This is a genomic window from Escherichia sp. 93.0816 (assembly GCF_013368855.2).
Lineage (GTDB): Bacteria > Pseudomonadota > Gammaproteobacteria > Enterobacterales > Enterobacteriaceae > Escherichia > Escherichia ruysiae.
In genome coordinates, this window is sequence record NZ_JABWNC020000001.1 from 71,625 (window position 1) to 87,945 (window position 16,321).

General features: G+C 51.6%; 19 protein-coding genes, 1 tRNA gene and 3 pseudogenes. 16 read left to right on the forward strand and 7 right to left on the reverse strand.

Features of this window, described 5'->3' with window-relative positions:
- Positions 1-38 precede the first annotated feature (38 nt).
- Positions 39-1,229, reverse strand: a complete 1,191-nt coding sequence (gene rlmI / locus HEM79_RS00295; RefSeq protein ID WP_176241265.1) for a 23S rRNA (cytosine(1962)-C(5))-methyltransferase RlmI — start codon at positions 1,227-1,229, stop codon at positions 39-41.
- A gap of 93 nt (positions 1,230-1,322) precedes the next feature.
- Between rlmI and yccX the strand changes: the two genes are divergently transcribed.
- A complete protein-coding gene (gene yccX / locus HEM79_RS00300; RefSeq protein WP_000048236.1) occupies positions 1,323-1,601 on the forward strand; it encodes an acylphosphatase in 279 nt (92 codons plus the stop codon).
- On the opposite strand, the gene tusE is transcribed toward yccX, so the two are convergent.
- From tusE to HEM79_RS00315, 3 genes are all read right to left on the reverse strand, one after another.
- The gene (tusE, locus tag HEM79_RS00305) at positions 1,598-1,927 is read right to left on the reverse strand and encodes a sulfurtransferase TusE (RefSeq protein WP_000904443.1); all 330 of its coding nucleotides are present in this window, start codon (positions 1,925-1,927) and stop codon (positions 1,598-1,600) included. The genes yccX and tusE overlap by 4 nt on opposite strands.
- A 91-nt stretch (positions 1,928-2,018) precedes the next feature.
- On the reverse strand, positions 2,019-2,678 hold the full coding sequence (gene yccA / locus HEM79_RS00310) for an FtsH protease modulator YccA (RefSeq protein ID WP_000375136.1): 660 nt from the start codon (positions 2,676-2,678) through the stop codon (positions 2,019-2,021).
- 207 nt (positions 2,679-2,885) lie between these two features.
- Positions 2,886-2,973, reverse strand: a tRNA-Ser gene (locus tag HEM79_RS00315).
- 405 nt (positions 2,974-3,378) lie between these two features.
- Here HEM79_RS00315 and hyaA point away from each other — a divergent pair.
- The 10 genes from hyaA (at position 3,379) to HEM79_RS00365 (ending at position 13,180) form a co-directional block, all read left to right on the forward strand.
- On the forward strand, positions 3,379-4,497 hold the full coding sequence (hyaA, locus tag HEM79_RS00320; protein ID WP_176241264.1) for a hydrogenase 1 small subunit: 1,119 nt from the start codon (positions 3,379-3,381) through the stop codon (positions 4,495-4,497).
- Positions 4,494-6,287 carry a Ni/Fe-hydrogenase large subunit gene (gene hyaB / locus HEM79_RS00325; RefSeq protein ID WP_176241263.1) on the forward strand — a complete coding sequence of 598 codons (1,794 nt, stop codon included), beginning with the start codon at positions 4,494-4,496 and terminating at the stop codon, positions 6,285-6,287. Before hyaA ends, hyaB begins: the two co-directional genes overlap by 4 nt.
- 18 nt (positions 6,288-6,305) lie before the next feature.
- Positions 6,306-7,016, forward strand: a complete 711-nt coding sequence (hyaC, locus tag HEM79_RS00330) for a Ni/Fe-hydrogenase b-type cytochrome subunit (RefSeq protein ID WP_001156753.1) — start codon at positions 6,306-6,308, stop codon at positions 7,014-7,016.
- A complete protein-coding gene (gene hyaD / locus HEM79_RS00335) occupies positions 7,013-7,600 on the forward strand; it encodes a hydrogenase 1 maturation protease (RefSeq protein WP_176241262.1) in 588 nt (195 codons plus the stop codon). The genes hyaC and hyaD overlap by 4 nt, the downstream gene beginning before the upstream one ends.
- On the forward strand, positions 7,597-7,995 hold the full coding sequence (gene hyaE / locus HEM79_RS00340) for a hydrogenase-1 operon protein HyaE (protein WP_176241261.1): 399 nt from the start codon (positions 7,597-7,599) through the stop codon (positions 7,993-7,995). The genes hyaD and hyaE overlap by 4 nt, the downstream gene beginning before the upstream one ends.
- Positions 7,992-8,849 (forward strand): hydrogenase expression/formation protein, encoded by an 858-nt coding sequence (locus tag HEM79_RS00345; protein WP_176241260.1) that lies wholly within the window; start codon positions 7,992-7,994, stop codon positions 8,847-8,849. Before hyaE ends, HEM79_RS00345 begins: the two co-directional genes overlap by 4 nt.
- Positions 8,850-8,983: 134 nt before the next feature.
- Positions 8,984-10,528 carry a cytochrome bd-II oxidase subunit 1 gene (appC, locus tag HEM79_RS00350; protein ID WP_021550569.1) on the forward strand — a complete coding sequence of 515 codons (1,545 nt, stop codon included), beginning with the start codon at positions 8,984-8,986 and terminating at the stop codon, positions 10,526-10,528.
- Between the two features lie 11 nt (positions 10,529-10,539).
- Positions 10,540-11,676 (forward strand): cytochrome d ubiquinol oxidase subunit II, encoded by a 1,137-nt coding sequence (appB, locus tag HEM79_RS00355; RefSeq protein ID WP_000460782.1) that lies wholly within the window; start codon positions 10,540-10,542, stop codon positions 11,674-11,676.
- Between the two features lie 13 nt (positions 11,677-11,689).
- Entirely contained in the window at positions 11,690-11,782 is a 93-nt protein-coding gene (gene cbdX / locus HEM79_RS00360; protein ID WP_000270308.1) for a cytochrome bd-II oxidase subunit CbdX, read from the forward strand.
- Positions 11,783-11,869: 87 nt separating this feature from the next.
- Positions 11,870-13,180, forward strand: coding sequence for an AppA family phytase/histidine-type acid phosphatase (locus HEM79_RS00365; RefSeq protein WP_176241300.1), 1,311 nt, complete (start codon positions 11,870-11,872; stop codon positions 13,178-13,180).
- Here HEM79_RS00365 and cspH read toward each other — a convergent pair.
- Entirely contained in the window at positions 13,168-13,380 is a 213-nt protein-coding gene (gene cspH / locus HEM79_RS00370) for a cold shock-like protein CspH (RefSeq protein WP_000087759.1), read from the reverse strand. The genes HEM79_RS00365 and cspH overlap by 13 nt on opposite strands.
- A gap of 285 nt (positions 13,381-13,665) precedes the next feature.
- Between cspH and cspG the strand changes: the two genes are divergently transcribed.
- The 4 genes and pseudogenes from cspG to HEM79_RS00395 all read left to right on the forward strand — a co-directional run bounded on the left by cspG (position 13,666) and on the right by HEM79_RS00395 (position 14,442).
- The gene (gene cspG / locus HEM79_RS00375; RefSeq protein WP_000066493.1) at positions 13,666-13,878 is read left to right on the forward strand and encodes a cold shock protein CspG; all 213 of its coding nucleotides are present in this window, start codon (positions 13,666-13,668) and stop codon (positions 13,876-13,878) included.
- Between the two features lie 10 nt (positions 13,879-13,888).
- Positions 13,889-14,077: a cold shock small protein YmcF gene (ymcF, locus tag HEM79_RS00380; RefSeq protein WP_071524879.1), complete on the forward strand. Its 189-nt coding sequence runs from the start codon at positions 13,889-13,891 to the stop codon at positions 14,075-14,077.
- Positions 14,052-14,279: pseudogene (locus HEM79_RS22490) on the forward strand (protein YmcE). The gene ymcF and the pseudogene HEM79_RS22490 overlap by 26 nt, the downstream one beginning before the upstream one ends.
- A complete protein-coding gene (locus HEM79_RS00395; RefSeq protein WP_001019202.1) occupies positions 14,269-14,442 on the forward strand; it encodes a GnsA/GnsB family addiction module toxin in 174 nt (57 codons plus the stop codon). The pseudogene HEM79_RS22490 and the gene HEM79_RS00395 overlap by 11 nt, the downstream one beginning before the upstream one ends.
- Before the next feature lie 48 nt (positions 14,443-14,490).
- Here the strand turns inward: HEM79_RS00395 and HEM79_RS00400 are convergent, their stop codons facing one another.
- Together HEM79_RS00400 and HEM79_RS00405 are read right to left on the reverse strand one after the other, a co-directional pair.
- Entirely contained in the window at positions 14,491-15,564 is a 1,074-nt protein-coding gene (locus HEM79_RS00400) for a 4Fe-4S binding protein (protein ID WP_176241259.1), read from the reverse strand.
- Between the two features lie 105 nt (positions 15,565-15,669).
- Positions 15,670-15,882, reverse strand: a pseudogene (locus HEM79_RS00405) (ATP-binding protein); the annotation flags it as partial.
- Between HEM79_RS00405 and torD the strand changes: the two are divergent.
- Positions 15,878-16,300, forward strand: a pseudogene (torD, locus tag HEM79_RS00410) (molecular chaperone TorD); the annotation flags it as partial. The pseudogenes HEM79_RS00405 and torD overlap by 5 nt on opposite strands.
- Positions 16,301-16,321 lie beyond the last annotated feature (21 nt).

Below are 16,321 nucleotides of genomic sequence, written 5' to 3' on the forward strand. Positions count from 1 at the left end.
TTCACCTTTGATATAAGGGTAAAATTCCACATTTCAAGTTACATGACGCGACAGGCAAACCCTTTCAGATATAGCCCTTCCGGGTAGGTAGCGATCACCGGATGATCGGCTGCCTGACGGAACTGCTCTATAAATTGTATATCACGACCGGCATCAATTGCGGCATCCGCGATGATTTTCTGAAATAAATCGCTGGTCATCAGGCCTGAACAGGAGAACGTCAGTAGAACACCGCCCTCATTCAGCAACTGAATCGCCAGCATGTTGATGTCTTTATAGCCACGACATGCGCCCATCAACTGGCTTTTGTTCTCAACAAACTTCGGCGGGTCCATTACGATAACGTCAAATTTCTCCCCACGATCGCGATAAGTACGCAGCAATTTAAAGACGTCATCACGCACGAACTCTGCCTTGCTCAGATCCAGTTTGTTCAGCTCAACGTTTTGCCGTGCAATATCCAGTGCTTCCTGGGAGGTATCGACGCTGACAACCTGGCTGCAACCGCCCATTAATGCCGATACCGCGAAACCACCGGTATAGGAGAAACAGTTCAGTACGCGTTTATTTTCAACGTAGCGGCGGGTTGCCAGACGGCTGTCGCGTTGATCCAGGTAGTAGCCCGTTTTGTGTCCGTGTTGAATGTCCACCAGCAGTTTCATGCCGTGTTCTTCAATCGGCAGCAGGGCAGGTGGCAGTTCGCCAGTGACTGGCCCCTGGGTCAGCTCCATCCCTTCTTTTTTACGTACCGCGACGTCGCTGCGATCGTAAATCGCACATTCCGGATATAGCGTTTGCAGGGCGCTGATCAATGCCGCCCGCTGACATTCTGCGCCAGCACTCAGCAGTTGCAGCACCAGAAAATTACCGAAACGATCGATAGTTATACCCGGCAGGCCATCAGACTCACCGGCAATTAAACGATAGCTATCGAGGCCATCTTTTTGCGCCAGCCAGTCGCGCCACTTTTGCGCCTGTTGTAAGCGTCGGGTGAAAAAGGCAATGTCGATGGATTCCGAGGGATCGAAAGTCCAGACGCGAGCGCGGATTTGCGAAGCCGGCGAATAAGCGCCGCGTGCTAACCATTTTCCCTGATGATCAACAATATCGATGGTTTCACCGAGGCTGGCTTTACCTTCCATGCGGGCAACGGCCCCGGAAAAGACCCACGGATGGCGACGAAGTAATGATTTTTCGCGCCCTTTGGCTAACACTAAACGTACACTCATAATTTACTATTCTGTCGATGCAAAGAAATGGGCGCCATTGTCCGGAGTTTTCCATAGATTTGCAACGCAGCTATAAGGATAAGGAGAGCGGTGATGTCGAAAGTATGCATAATTGCCTGGGTCTATGGGCGAGTTCAGGGGGTAGGCTTTCGCTATACCACGCAGTATGAAGCGAAAAAACTGGGATTAACCGGCTATGCCAAAAACCTTGACGATGGCAGCGTGGAAGTGGTCGCGTGTGGTGAAGAAGGACAGGTGGAAAAATTAATGCAGTGGTTAAAGAGTGGCGGCCCGCGTTCTGCGCGTGTGGAACGGGTACTTAGCGAGCCGCATCATCCCTCGGGGGAATTAACTGATTTTCGTATCCGTTAAATACATTTTACCGGTTTTGGCAGGCCAGCAATTTTGGTGGCTTGCTTTGCCGGGCCTTTCGGGAACAGTCGGTATAAATAGCGGCTGTTACCTTTTTCTTCGCCAAACTTATTCGCCATCGCTTTTACCAGCATACGAATCGCTGGAGAAGTATTGAATTCCAGATAGAAATCACGCACAAAACGCACGACTTCCCAGTGTTCTGGCGACAGCGTAATTCCTTCGTTCTCTGCAATCACCACCGCCAGCGGTTCACTCCACTGGCTGCTTTCTTTGAGATAGCCTTCGGTATCCGTTTCTATCTCTTTACCTTCGAAGATCAGCATAATTTTTTACTACCTTAATCAGACTGGCGGCAGTGTAACAAAAAACAAAGCCCCGCATAAAGCGAGGCTCAGAAAGAGATAGTGGGCGAGATTAATCGCGGCTGGCGAAGCCCAGAATGCTCAACAGGCTAACGAAGATGTTGTACAGCGACACATACAGGCTAACCGTGGCACGAATGTAGTTCGTTTCACCGCCATGAATGATGTTGCTGGTTTCAAACAGAATCGCGCCAGAGGAGATCAGAATGAATACCGCACTGATTGCCAGATGCAGGGCAGGCAGCTGCAGGAAGATATTCGCTACCATTCCAATCAATACCACCACAATACCTGCCATCAGCATACCGCCGAGGAAAGACATGTCTTTGCGGGTAGTCAGCACATACGCAGAGCAGCAGAAGAACACTAATGCCGTGCCGCCCAGCGCCATAGCGATTACGTCGCCCATTCCGGCAGACAGGTAAGTGTTCAGAATTGGTCCGAGGATATAACCCAGAAAACCGGTAAAGGCGAACGCGGAGATAATCCCGGTCGGCTTATTCGCCGTTTTATAGGTCAGGAACATTAAACCATACATCCCCACCAGCGTCAGAATCAGACCCGGAGATGGCAGCATCAGAACTGTACTGGCCGTCGCGGTAATCGCCGAAAAGGCCAGCGTCAGGCTCAGCAGGAAATAGGTATTACGCAGCACCTTATGGGTGCTAAGTAGCGATGTACGGTCATGTGAAGAACTAACTATACGATCCATGGAGTCACTCTCTATGACAGGTGTAATTAATAAAGCAGCATAATGATATTGCCGAAAGCTACCCAGAGGTTTTACCCATCTTTACGCATTTGATCTGGAACAGGTTTAGCAAAGACAGAGTAAGCCATTGGGGATGACATAACGGCATGGCGATTTTGACAGGTAAAAGAAAAAGGGGTTAGCATTTAGCTAACCCCTTATCTTATTTGGCGGAAGCGCAGAGATTCGAACTCTGGAACCCTTTCGGGTCGCCGGTTTTCAAGACCGGTGCCTTCAACCGCTCGGCCACACTTCCGGAATGACGCGAACTATAAACATCCCGATGCGTCGTGTAAACCCCCAATGTGTTTGTTTGCCTGAAAAACAGACAAAATCGTGTTGATTGCGTGAAATAACAGCAATTTGCACATTCCATCGCCATAAAAATCGCTTCATAACCTTCCTGCGGCAAACCTTTAGGAAAATAAGGTTCATTTTTATCGCTAAAAGATAAATCCACACACTCTGTATTGTTTTGTGCAAAATTTTCACTACGCTTTATTAACAATACTTTCTGGCGACGTGCGCCAGTGCAGAAGGATGAGCTTTCGTTTTCTGTCTCTCTCGTGAAGCGATGGTTTGCCTTGCTCCAGGGACGTCGCTTGCCGACCAAAAGCGCCCGGCACTCCAGTCGGTGTCGCAAGGAGAAGAGACGTGCGATATGAATAACGAGGAAACCTTTTACCAGGCTATGCGACGTCAGGGGGTTACCCGGCGAAGTTTTCTTAAATATTGCAGTCTGGCTGCCACCTCGCTGGGATTAGGCGCGGGGATGGCACCAAAGATTGCCTGGGCACTGGAGAATAAACCCCGCATTCCAGTGGTGTGGATCCATGGTCTGGAATGCACCTGCTGTACCGAATCTTTTATCCGTTCAGCTCATCCGCTGGCGAAGGATGTCATTCTTTCCCTTATTTCTCTTGACTACGACGATACTCTGATGGCTGCCGCAGGCACTCAGGCAGAGGAAGTCTTTGAAGACATCATCACGCAATACAATGGCAAATATATCCTCGCAGTAGAAGGTAACCCGCCGCTGGGCGAGCAGGGGATGTTCTGTATCAGTAGCGGTCGACCGTTTATTGAGAAACTCAAACGTGCCGCCGCCGGAGCCAGTGCAATTATTGCCTGGGGCACCTGTGCGTCCTGGGGCTGTGTGCAAGCCGCGCGACCTAACCCGACGCAGGCAACATCCATCGACAAAGTTATTACCGACAAACCTATTATCAAAGTGCCTGGCTGCCCGCCGATCCCGGATGTCATGAGCGCCATCATTACTTATATGGTGACGTTCGATCGCCTGCCGGATGTCGACAGAATGGGGCGTCCGCTGATGTTCTATGGTCAGCGTATTCACGATAAATGCTATCGCCGCGCCCACTTCGATGCCGGAGAGTTCGTGCAGAGTTGGGATGATGACGCCGCGCGCAAAGGTTACTGCCTGTACAAAATGGGGTGCAAAGGGCCAACCACTTATAACGCCTGTTCCTCTACCCGCTGGAATGATGGCGTCTCCTTCCCGATTCAGTCTGGTCACGGCTGCCTGGGCTGTTCTGAAAATGGTTTCTGGGATCGCGGTTCGTTCTATAGCCGCGTGGTCGATATTCCGCAGATGGGAACGCACTCTACCGCCGATACCGTGGGCTTAACCGCGCTTGGTGTCGTGGCTGCGGCTGTTGGTGTACATGCAGTCGCCAGCGCCGTTGACCAGCGCAGACGTCATAACCAGCAACTTGCAGAAGCCGAACAACAGCCGGGCAACGAGGATAAACAGGCATGAGCACTCAGTACGAAACTCAGGGATATACCATCAATAATGCCGGACGTCGCCTGGTGGTCGATCCGATTACGCGCATCGAAGGTCATATGCGCTGCGAAGTGAATATTAACGATCAGAATGTGATCACCAATGCTGTTTCCTGCGGCACTATGTTTCGCGGGCTGGAGATCATCCTGCAAGGCCGCGATCCGCGTGATGCATGGGCGTTCGTTGAACGTATCTGCGGCGTCTGCACTGGCGTACACGCTCTGGCTTCAGTCTATGCAATTGAGGATGCCATCGGCATTAAAGTGCCGGACAACGCCAATATCATCCGTAATATTATGCTGGCGACCCTCTGGTGCCACGACCATCTGGTGCACTTCTATCAGCTCGCCGGGATGGACTGGATCGATGTGTTAGATGCGCTGAAAGCCGACCCACGGAAAACGTCAGAACTGGCGCAAAGCCTCTCCTCGTGGCCGAAATCGTCTCCTGGCTATTTCTTCGACGTACAAAACCGCCTGAAGAAATTTGTTGAAGGCGGGCAGTTGGGGATTTTCCGCAACGGCTACTGGGGGCACCCGCAGTACAAACTGCCGCCGGAAGCCAACCTGATGGGCTTTGCTCATTATCTGGAAGCCCTCGATTTCCAGCGGGAGATCGTCAAAATTCACGCCGTTTTTGGTGGTAAAAACCCACATCCGAACTGGATTGTCGGCGGGATGCCGTGCGCCATTAACATTGACGAAAGCGGCGCGGTTGGAGCGGTCAATATGGAACGCCTGAACCTGGTGCAGTCGATCATTACCCGCACGGCGGACTTCATTAATAACGTGATGATCCCCGACGCCTTAGCCATCGGTCAGTTCAACAAACCGTGGAGCGAAATCGGCACAGGTCTTTCTGATAAATGTGTCCTTAGCTACGGCGCATTCCCGGATATTGCCAACGACTTTGGCGAGAAAAGTCTGCTGATGCCTGGCGGTGCGGTGATCAACGGTGACTTCAAAAATGTGCTGCCAGTGGATTTGGTTGATCCGCAGCAGGTGCAGGAGTTTGTCGATCACGCCTGGTATCGTTATCCCAACGATCGGGTTGGGCGTCATCCTTTTGATGGTATTACCGACCCGTGGTACAACCCGGGCGATGTTAAAGGTAGCGACACCAACATTCAGCAGCTGAATGAACAGGAACGTTACTCGTGGATCAAAGCGCCACGCTGGCGCGGTCATGCGATGGAAGTGGGGCCGCTGGCGCGCACGTTAATCGCCTACCACAAAGGCGATGCTGCGACCGTTGAGTCGGTCGATCGCATGATGTCGGCGCTGAACCTGCCGCTTTCTGGCATCCAGTCAACGTTAGGCCGCATTCTGTGCCGCGCGCACGAAGCGCAGTGGGCCGCAGGTAAGTTGCAGTACTTCTTCGACAAGCTGATGACCAACCTGAAAAACGGCAATCTTGCCACTGCTTCCACTGAAAAATGGGAGCCTGCGACCTGGCCGAAAGAGTGCCGTGGCGTCGGCTTTACCGAAGCGCCGCGCGGGGCGTTAGGTCACTGGGCCGCCATTCGCGATGGCAAGATTGATCTCTACCAGTGCGTGGTGCCGACCACCTGGAACGCCAGCCCGCGCGATCCCAAAGGGCAGATTGGCGCATATGAAGCGGCGCTGATGAACACCAAAATGGCGATCCCCGAGCAACCGCTGGAGATCCTGCGTACTCTGCACAGCTTTGACCCGTGCCTCGCCTGTTCAACACACGTGCTGGGCGACGACGGTAGCGAGCTTATCTCCGTGCAGGTGCGTTAACAGCGAAGGAGAATCATCATGCAAGAGAAAAGCGACAACGTTGTCAGCCACTATGTCTTTGAAGCGCCAGTCCGTATCTGGCACTGGCTGACGGTGTTATGCATGGCGGTGTTGATGGTCACCGGTTACTTTATCGGTAAGCCGTTGCCTTCGGTCAGCGGCGAGGCGACGTATCTGTTCTATATGGGCTACATCAGGTTAATTCACTTCAGCGCCGGAATGATTTTTACCGTGATATTGCTGATGCGGATTTACTGGGCGTTCGTGGGTAATCGCTATTCACGCGAGCTTTTCATTGTGCCGGTATGGCGTAAAAGCTGGTGGCTGGGCGTGTGGTATGAAATCCGCTGGTATCTGTTTCTGGCAAAACGCCCGAGTGCCGACATCGGTCATAACCCCATCGCCCAGGCGGCGATGTTCGGCTATTTCTTGATGTCGGTCTTTATGATCGTCACCGGTTTTGCGCTGTTCAGCGAACACAGCCAGTATGCCATTTTCGCGCCGTTCCGTTATGTGGTGGAGTTTTTCTACTGGACGGGCGGCAACTCGCTGGACATTCACAGCTGGCATCGGCTGGGGATGTGGCTAATTGGCGCTTTTGTGATCGGTCATGTCTATATGGCGCTGCGTGAAGACATTATGTCCGACGACACGGTGATCTCCACGATGGTGAACGGCTACCGCAGCCACAAGTTTTTTAAAGTCAAAAGCAACAAGGAGCGTTCATGAGCGAGAAGCGCGTGGTGGTGATGGGGCTGGGCAACCTGCTGTGGGCCGATGAAGGTTTCGGCGTGCGGGTGGCGGAACGGCTATATGCCCATTATCACTGGCCCGAAAACGTGGAGATTGTCGATGGCGGCACTCAGGGGCTGAATTTGTTGGGCTACGTTGAAAGCGCCAGTCACTTGTTGATCCTCGATGCCATTGATTATGGGCTGGAGCCAGGAACGCTACGGACGTATGCCGGAGAGCGCATTCCGGCATACCTCAGCGCGAAGAAAATGAGTCTGCACCAGAACAGTTTTTCCGAAGTGCTGGCGCTGGCGGATATTCGAGGTCATTTGCCTGCACAAATCGCCCTGGTCGGGCTGCAACCGGCAATGCTCGACGACTACGGCGGTAGCCTGAGCGAGCTGGCGCGTGAACAACTGCCAGCAGCAGAACAGTTGGCGCTGGCGCAACTGGCTGAGTGGGGAATAGTGCCACATCTGGCAGAGGAATCACGCTGTCTCAACTATGACTGTCTGTCGATGGAAAATTATGAAGGCGTTCGCTTACGCCAGTACCGGATGACGCTGGAGGAGCAGGGATGATCAATGGCTCTCCTTTTAATGCGTTGTGGCAGCGTATGTTGGCGCGCGGCTGGACACCTGTCACAGAATCCAGCCTTGATGACTGGCTATCGCAGGCACCAGACGGCGTAGTGCTGTTAAGCAGCGATCCGAAACGCACGCCGGAGGTCAGCGATAATCCGGTAATGATTGGCGAATTACTGCACGAGTTTCCAGACTTTACATGGCAGGTGGCGATTGCTGACCTTGAGCAAAGCGAGGCCATCGGCGATCGTTTTGGTGTTTTTCGCTTTCCCGCCACACTGGTGTTTACCGGCGGTAGCTATCGCGGCGTGCTGAATGGTATTCACCCGTGGGCGGAGCTGATAAACCTGATGCATGGGCTTGTCGAACCGCAACAGGAGCGTGCCTCATGAGTGACACTTTTTTCCATTTACTGGGGCCAGGAACGCAACCTGACGACGACAGTTTCAGTATGAATCCGCTGCCGATCACCTGCCTGGTGAATGATGAATCGAGCATGGCGGCACTGGAACAGTGTGCACATAGCCCGCAGGTGATTGTGCTGTTAAACGAACTGCAACAACAGCTAAGTCAACGTATCCCCCCTTTGGGCGAGGTGCTGGCAGTCGATCTGTTCAATCTCAACGCTTACGATCGCCACTTTATCAATACGCTTCTCGGGGAAGGGGAAGTGTCAGTTCGCATCCAACATGTTGATGGCAGTGAAAGTGAAATTCAGGAGGCGATCTTCTGCGGATTATGGCGAGTGCGCAGACGTCGCGGCGAACAGTTGCTGGAGGACAAACTGGAGGTGGGCTGCGCGCCGCTGCCGTTGTGGCAGGCGGCAACGCAAAACGTCTTGCCGACAGATTCGCTGTTACCGCCGCCTGTTGATGGCCTGATGAACGGACTGCCGTTGGCTCATGAATTGCTGGCGCATGTGCGTAACCCTGACACGCAGCCGCACAGTATTAACCTGACGCAATTGCCCATCAGCGAGGCTGACCGACTTTTTCTCTCGCGCCTTTGCGGGGAGGGGAATATTCAGATTCGCACCATTGGCTATGGCGAGAGCTATATCAACGCCACCGGGTTACGCCATGTCTGGCATTTACGCTGCACGGACACCCTAAAAGGCCCGCTGCTTGAGAGTTATGAAATCTGCCCTATACCGGAAGTTGTGCTGGCAGCGCCGGAAGATTTGGCGGATTCTGCGCAGCGGTTGGGCGAGGTGTGCCAGTGGCTGGTGGAAAACGAGCAACAGTGAAAACGGCGGCAAATGTCGCTTTCAGTCTTATGAATATCGCAATCAGCGAATACAACTACCTACAAACTGTAAGGATAAAAAGGGAGATCTACTATTAAAGGGTTATTTCCCTCTCTTCGCCTACAGGAGTTCGCATGTGGGATGTTATTGACTTATCGCGCTGGCAGTTTGCACTGACCGCGCTGTACCACTTTTTATTCGTGCCCCTTACCCTGGGGCTGATTTTTTTGCTGGCTATCATGGAAACCATTTACGTGGTCACCGGCAAAACAGTCTACCGCGATATGACGCGTTTCTGGGGTAAGCTCTTCGGTATCAACTTCGCTCTCGGCGTGGCCACCGGTCTGACGATGGAGTTTCAGTTTGGTACTAACTGGTCATTCTATTCCAATTATGTGGGCGACATTTTTGGCGCACCGCTGGCGATGGAAGCATTAATGGCCTTCTTCCTCGAATCCACCTTTGTCGGTCTGTTCTTCTTCGGCTGGCAACGGCTGAATAAATACCAGCATCTGCTGGTTACCTGGCTGGTGGCATTCGGTTCCAATATCTCCGCATTGTGGATTTTGAATGCCAACGGCTGGATGCAGTTCCCGACCGGCGCGCATTTCGATATCGACACCCTGCGTATGGAGATGACCAGTTTCAGCGATCTGGTTTTTAACCCTGTCAGCCAGGTGAAATTTGTCCATACGGTGATGGCGGGTTATGTGACCGGGGCAATGTTCATTATGGCGATCAGTGCCTGGTATTTACTGCGCGGACGGGAGCGTGATGTCGCGCTACGTTCGTTTGCCATCGGCTCGGTCTTTGGCACACTGGCGATAATCGGCGCGCTGCAACTTGGAGACAGTTCTGCTTATGAAGTCGCACGCGTTCAGCCGGTAAAACTGGCAGCAATGGAAGGGGAGTGGCAAACCGAACCCGCACCTGCACCGTTCCATGTGGTTGCCTGGCCGGAACAGGATCAAGAACGTAATGCCTTTGCCATCAAAATTCCCGCACTGTTAGGGATCCTCGCCACTCACTCATTAGATAAGCCCGTTCCGGGGCTGAAAAATTTGATGGCTGAAACCTATCCACGCTTGCAACGCGGACGTATGGCCTGGCTGCTGATGCAGGAGATCTCTCAGGGTAACCGTGAGCCACATGTTCTGCAGGCGTTTCGTAATCTGGAAAGCGATCTCGGTTACGGCATGTTGCTCTCCCGCTATGCGCCGGATATGAATCATGTCACACCTGCGCAGTATCAGGCGGCGATGCGTGGCGCTATTCCACAGGTTGCGCCGGTGTTCTGGAGTTTCCGCATCATGGTGGGCTGCGGTTCGCTGCTGTTACTGGTAATGCTGATTGCGCTCGTTCAGACGCTGCGCGGCAAAATCGACCAGCATCGTTGGGTACTGAAAATGGCGCTCTGGAGTTTGCCGCTGCCGTGGATTGCCATTGAAGCCGGGTGGTTTATGACCGAGTTTGGTCGTCAGCCGTGGGCGATTCAGGACATTTTACCGACATACTCTGCGCACTCCGCATTAACCACGGGCCAACTGGCTTTCTCACTAATCATGATCGTAGGGCTTTATACCCTGTTCTTAATCGCCGAAGTCTACCTGATGCAGAAATATGCCCGTCTGGGGCCGAGCGCGATGCAGAGTGAACAACCGACGCAGCAACAGGGGTAAAGGAGAGAATCATGTTTGATTATGAAACATTGCGCTTCATCTGGTGGCTGCTGATTGGCGTCATCCTCGTGGTCTTTATGATCTCCGATGGATTTGACATGGGGATTGGCTGTCTGCTGCCGCTGGTGGCGCGTGATGATGATGAACGTCGGGTATTGATTAACAGCGTAGGTGCGCACTGGGAAGGCAACCAGGTCTGGTTGATTCTTGCGGGCGGGGCATTATTTGCCGCCTGGCCCAGAGTCTATGCAGCGGCGTTTTCTGGCTTTTACGTGGCGATGATTCTGGTGCTGTGCTCGCTGTTCTTTCGCCCGCTGGCTTTTGATTATCGTGGAAAAATCGCCGATGCGCGCTGGCGTAAAATGTGGGATGCCGGTCTGGTCATCGGTAGTCTGGTGCCGCCGGTCGTCTTTGGTATCGCGTTCGGCAATTTGTTACTTGGCGTGCCGTTTGTCTTCACGCCGCAATTACGCGTGGAGTACCTCGGTTCTTTCTGGCAATTGCTGACACCGTTCCCATTACTGTGTGGTTTGCTCAGTCTGGGCATGGTGATTTTGCAAGGGGGCGTCTGGTTACAGCTAAAAACAGTCGGTGCTATTCACCTGCGTTCGCAGCTGGCGACCAAACGCGCTGCGCTGTTGGTCATGCTGTGCTTTTTGCTGGCGGGCTACTGGCTGTGGGTGGGTATTGATGGCTTCGTATTGCTTGCCCAGGATGTTAACGGCCCGTCCAATCCGTTAATGAAACTGGTTGCCGTACTGCCCGGTGCCTGGATGAATAATTTTGTTGAATCGCCGATATTGTGGATTTTCCCGCTGCTGGGGTTTTTCTGCCCGTTACTGACGGTGATGGCGATTTATCGTGGTCGCCCCGGTTGGGGATTTCTGCTGGCATCATTGATGCAATTTGGCGTTATCTTCACGGCAGGTATCACGCTGTTTCCGTTTGTCATGCCTTCGAGCATCAGTCCGATCTCCAGCCTGACGCTGTGGGACAGCACCTCCAGTCAGCTGACGTTGAGCATTATGTTAGTAATTGTGCTGATATTTTTGCCTATTGTGTTGCTCTACACTGTGTGGAGCTACTACAAAATGTGGGGGCGCATGACAACTGAAACTCTTCGCCGTCACGATAGTGAGCTGTACTAAGGAGGGATGATCAATGTGGTATTTATTGTGGTTCGTCGGAATTTTGTTGATGTGTTCACTCTCCACCGTGGTGTTGGTATGGCTGGAACAGCGTCTGAAAGGTTGATTTGACGCACAACGAACGTAGGCCTGATGAGACGCATCAGCGTCGCATCAGGCAATAATGCGAAACATGAAAAACGGAAACCTGGCGATGAAAGCGATTTTGATCCCCTTTTTTTCTCTTTTGCTTCCGTTAACACCGCTACCTGCATTTGCTCAGGGGGCGCCGGAACTGAAGCTGGAAAGTGTAGTGATTGTCAGCCGTCATGGTGTGCGAGCACCCACCAAATCTACGCAACTCATGCAGGACGTTACTCCAGACACCTGGCCTGGCTGGCCGGTGAAGCTGGGTTGGCTGACACCACGAGGCGGTGAGCTGATCTCTTATCTCGGACATTACCAACGCCAACGCCTGGTGGCTGACGGTTTACTGGCAAAAAATGGTTGCCCGAAAGCTGGGCAGGTCGAGATTATTGCCGATGTCGACGAGCGCACTCGTAAAACAGGTGAAGCCTTTGCTGCCGGGCTGGCTCCCGATTGTGCAATAACCGTACATACTCAGTCAGACACTTCCCGTCCCGATCCGTTATTTAATCCCCTGAAAACCGGTGTTTGCCAATTGGATAAAGTGAACGTGACTGAGGCCATTCTCAGCAGGGCAGGCGGCTCTCTCGTTGATTTTACCGATCATCGGCAAACGGCATTTCACGAACTGGAGCGGGTACTCAATTTTCCGCAATCAAGTCTGTGCCTCAAACGAGAGAAACAAGACGAAAGCTGTTCGTTCACGCAGGCATTACCCTCTGAACTCAAGGTGAGTGCTGATAACGTCTCATTAACAGGTGCGGTAAGCCTCGCATCCATGCTGACGGAGATCTTTCTCCTGCAACAAGCACAGGGAATGCCGGAGCCTGGCTGGGGACGAATCACTGATTCACATCAGTGGAACACCTTATTAAGTCTGCATAATGCGCAGTTTTATTTGCTGCAACGTACCCCTGACGTGGCTCGTAGCCGTGCCACACCGTTGTTGGATTTAGTTCTGACGGCGCTGACGCCAAACAACCCGCAAAAATCGATCTATGGAATTACGCTACCGACTTCACTGTTGTTTATTGCCGGGCACGATACCAACCTGGCGAATCTCGGTGGCGCAATGAAGCTTAACTGGACGCTGCCGGGTCAACCGGATAACACCCCGCCGGGTGGTGAACTGGTATTTGAACGCTGGCGGCGGCTAAGTGATAACAGTCAATGGATTCAGGTTTCGCTGGTATTCCAGACCTTGCAGCAGATGCGTGATAAAACGCCGCTATCGCTAAAAACGCCGCCTGGAGAGGTAAAACTGACACTGGCAGAATGTGAGGAGAGAAACGCGCAGGGCATGTGTTCACTGGCGGATTTTACGCAAATAGTGAATGAAGCGCGCATTCCGGCATGTAGTTTACATCAGGATAAATAAACATTTGCCGCTGTTGGTCCACGCAGGCCATTAATGCGGCAAAATTCTACGCGTAATCCTGGGATGAGCACTTCTGCGTCGCGGGGACTGAATGCGGAAATATGAACCTGGACTTCTTTACGACCGTCGGAGGGGATGATGAATCCTTTGCCGCTTTTGCGATCAAAGGTTTTGACAATTCCTGTCATTTTACGGGACAAACAAATTCCTTACTAAAAATACTGCGCTGCACTATACGGTGTTAATAAAATAAAGCCAGTGATATTTAAGACCGCCGGACGGCTAAAATAAAATTTGCTTAATCATATTTATCATGCGTTAATAGCTGCGTCGGTTTGAAAGACAGACAGCATACAAAGTAGTTTACTAAAGCAGTTCTCATTATCAGGCATTATCCCCTTCTTTTGAGTCTCTCTCCTGAACACTAAGTAGTTTCTGTAATAAAGCCCTGTTTGCCGAAAGGCCCAAAATGAAGGAAGTAAAATATGTCTAATAAAATGACTGGATTAGTAAAATGGTTTAACGCAGATAAAGGTTTTGGCTTTATCACTCCTGATGATGGCAGCAAGGACGTTTTCGTTCATTTCACCGCCATCCAGAGCAATGAATTCCGCACTCTGAATGAAAATCAGAAAGTCGAATTTTCTATTGAGCAGGGGCAGCGTGGTCCCTCGGCAGCGAACGTTGTTACGCTCTAAGGTTGCCGTTATTACTCAACATCTCCATTTCCGCTGTCCATGTTGTCATGGTTCACAGTACCGCACATCGGCATTCGATGTGACGGAGCGAAACCCTTTGGGCGCTAAGTGTATTTTCTGTAAATCGACGATGATCACCTTTGATAACGTTGCCTTGCAAATACGCACTGACCATGCGCCGCTGGATTTCACAAAATAATATCAGGCTCCCTCGCGGAGCCTTTTTTATATCTTCTGTTTGCACTTATCCCTGTACGCATATTGAGCGATAACCTACTGATTATTGAATCTTTCATGCAGATGGCTTATAACATTTCTAACCTGACCAGGGGATCGGAACCAACACCTTGCTGGCGTGTTGCTGTCTTTTAAGACCAGAAGAGGTTAACAGTGAATATTGAAGAGCTAAAAAAACAAGCCGAAACGGAAATCTCCGAGTTTATTGCGCAAAAAATCGCCGAGTTGAATAAGAACACAGGGAAAGAAGTCTCTGAAATTCGCTTTACTGCGCGGGAGAAAATGACCGGGCTTGAAGGTTATGACGTCAAAATCAAAATAATGTGATTTTGTGAACATCACCCCGCACGAGGTGATGTTCCGCTTGTTGCTATTTTAATGACCAATCATTGGTGCTTGCGGAATTAAGCGTCGATACAATTCTTCTGGCACCGGGCTTTGCCATACGCCCGCATACATCGCATAACCAATCACCGCAAACATAATCCCCAGAACCAGTAGCGTCATTAACCAGCCAGACAACGCAAAGGCCTTTTTATTTGCCGCAGGTTTTTGCAGCGAAAAAGTTAATGTTGAAGCGACCGGACATGACTCGACGCAGGTCATACAGCCGGTACATTCCACCGTTCTAACCTGGATTAATTTATCGACAGGTATCCGTGACGGACAATTATTTGCGCATTTGCCGCAGTCGATACAACTTTCGGCATTGCGACGAATCTTAAACGGCGAAAATAATGAAACCAGTCCCATCAGCGCACCATACGGGCAGAGATAACGACACCAGGCATGGCGAATAAACACGCTGGCAATCAGTAAAACGATCACGCTGATTAACGTCGCTGTTCCCATATGGCGAAAGAAATCGAGCATTTTAACGTCCATCACCACGCTGTAGGGCGATAGCATAAAATAGTGAATCGCCTGAGCGGGCATCAATAACGCGATATAGAGAAAAAAACTCAACAGCAAATATTTCACTGCGCGCAGAGGAATATCCAGCCAGCGGGGAAGGGCAAATTGCCGACCAAACAGTTTTTTCCCGAGATCGCCGATTAATTCAGAAAGCGTACCAACCGGGCATAGCCATGAACAAAAGGCTTTTTTCAGCAACAGACTGATGATGATAAAAGCGACCAGCAACAGCATCGCGGCGGCATGGACGGAAGGTAATTGACCTGTCTCAAGGCTGTATTTCAGATTCATCAGACCGGCAATCGGTAGCCAGCCTTCGATGCCTCCCGGCCTGGCGACAAATGCCGTATTACCTGCTGTTTCGTAATAGCGCACCCAGTACCAGAAGGTGACGGCAATATAAATATTGATTGCTAACAGTAATAATTGCGTCGCTTTACGCCAGGTCGTGGCATTGCGCCAGTCATTCCACGGTAATTTGCCGCCCGTCGTGCCTGGCCGCCGCTGCCAGCGGGTTCTTTTTTTCTCTGTCATGATTTTGCCAGTCCGTTAAGTTGCATACTAAATGCCACTATTCTAAATATTCTTAACTGGCTGATATTGATTCAAATCGCGTTCAGGTCTTTCTTATTCAACCACGCTTCCAGCCCCCGGCGTGCTGGTGGCGCTCAGCTCGCCGCCCCTCGCCTGGGCCAGACCGCTACTGATAGTCAGCCCCAGCCCGGTGCCGCCGCGTTTGCCCCTTACCTGAACAAATGGCTGGAAGATTTCAGTCAGTTTCGCGGGATCAATACCGCAGCCGCTGTCTTCCACTTCGACCAGCCATTGCTTGCCATCAGTGCGACTGCGCATCGCTGCATTGACGGTTCGTGACGACGCCCGTCTGGAACTCGCCGCTGACTTTTGCGGCCTGTTTCTGATGACTGACAAACAAGCGGCGCTGCCTTATGCATCGGCCTACAAACAGGACGAGCAAGAGATTAAACGTTTGTTAGTTGAGGCGGGGATGGAAACCAGTGGCAATTTCAACGAACCGTCAGATCATCTGGCGATCTATCTGGAGTTGTTAAGTCATCTGCATTTTTCACTGGGAGAGGGGACTGTTCCTGCGCGAAGAATCGACAGTTTGCGGCAAAAAACGCTAACGGCACTGTGGCAATGGTTACCTGAGTTTGCTGCGCGTTGCCGTCAGTATGATAGCTTTGGTTTTTACGCAGCACTAAGCCAGTTGTTGCTTGCGATAACCAATAGAGATAATGCCGATTTGTAAGCCTGATACGACGCGTTAAGC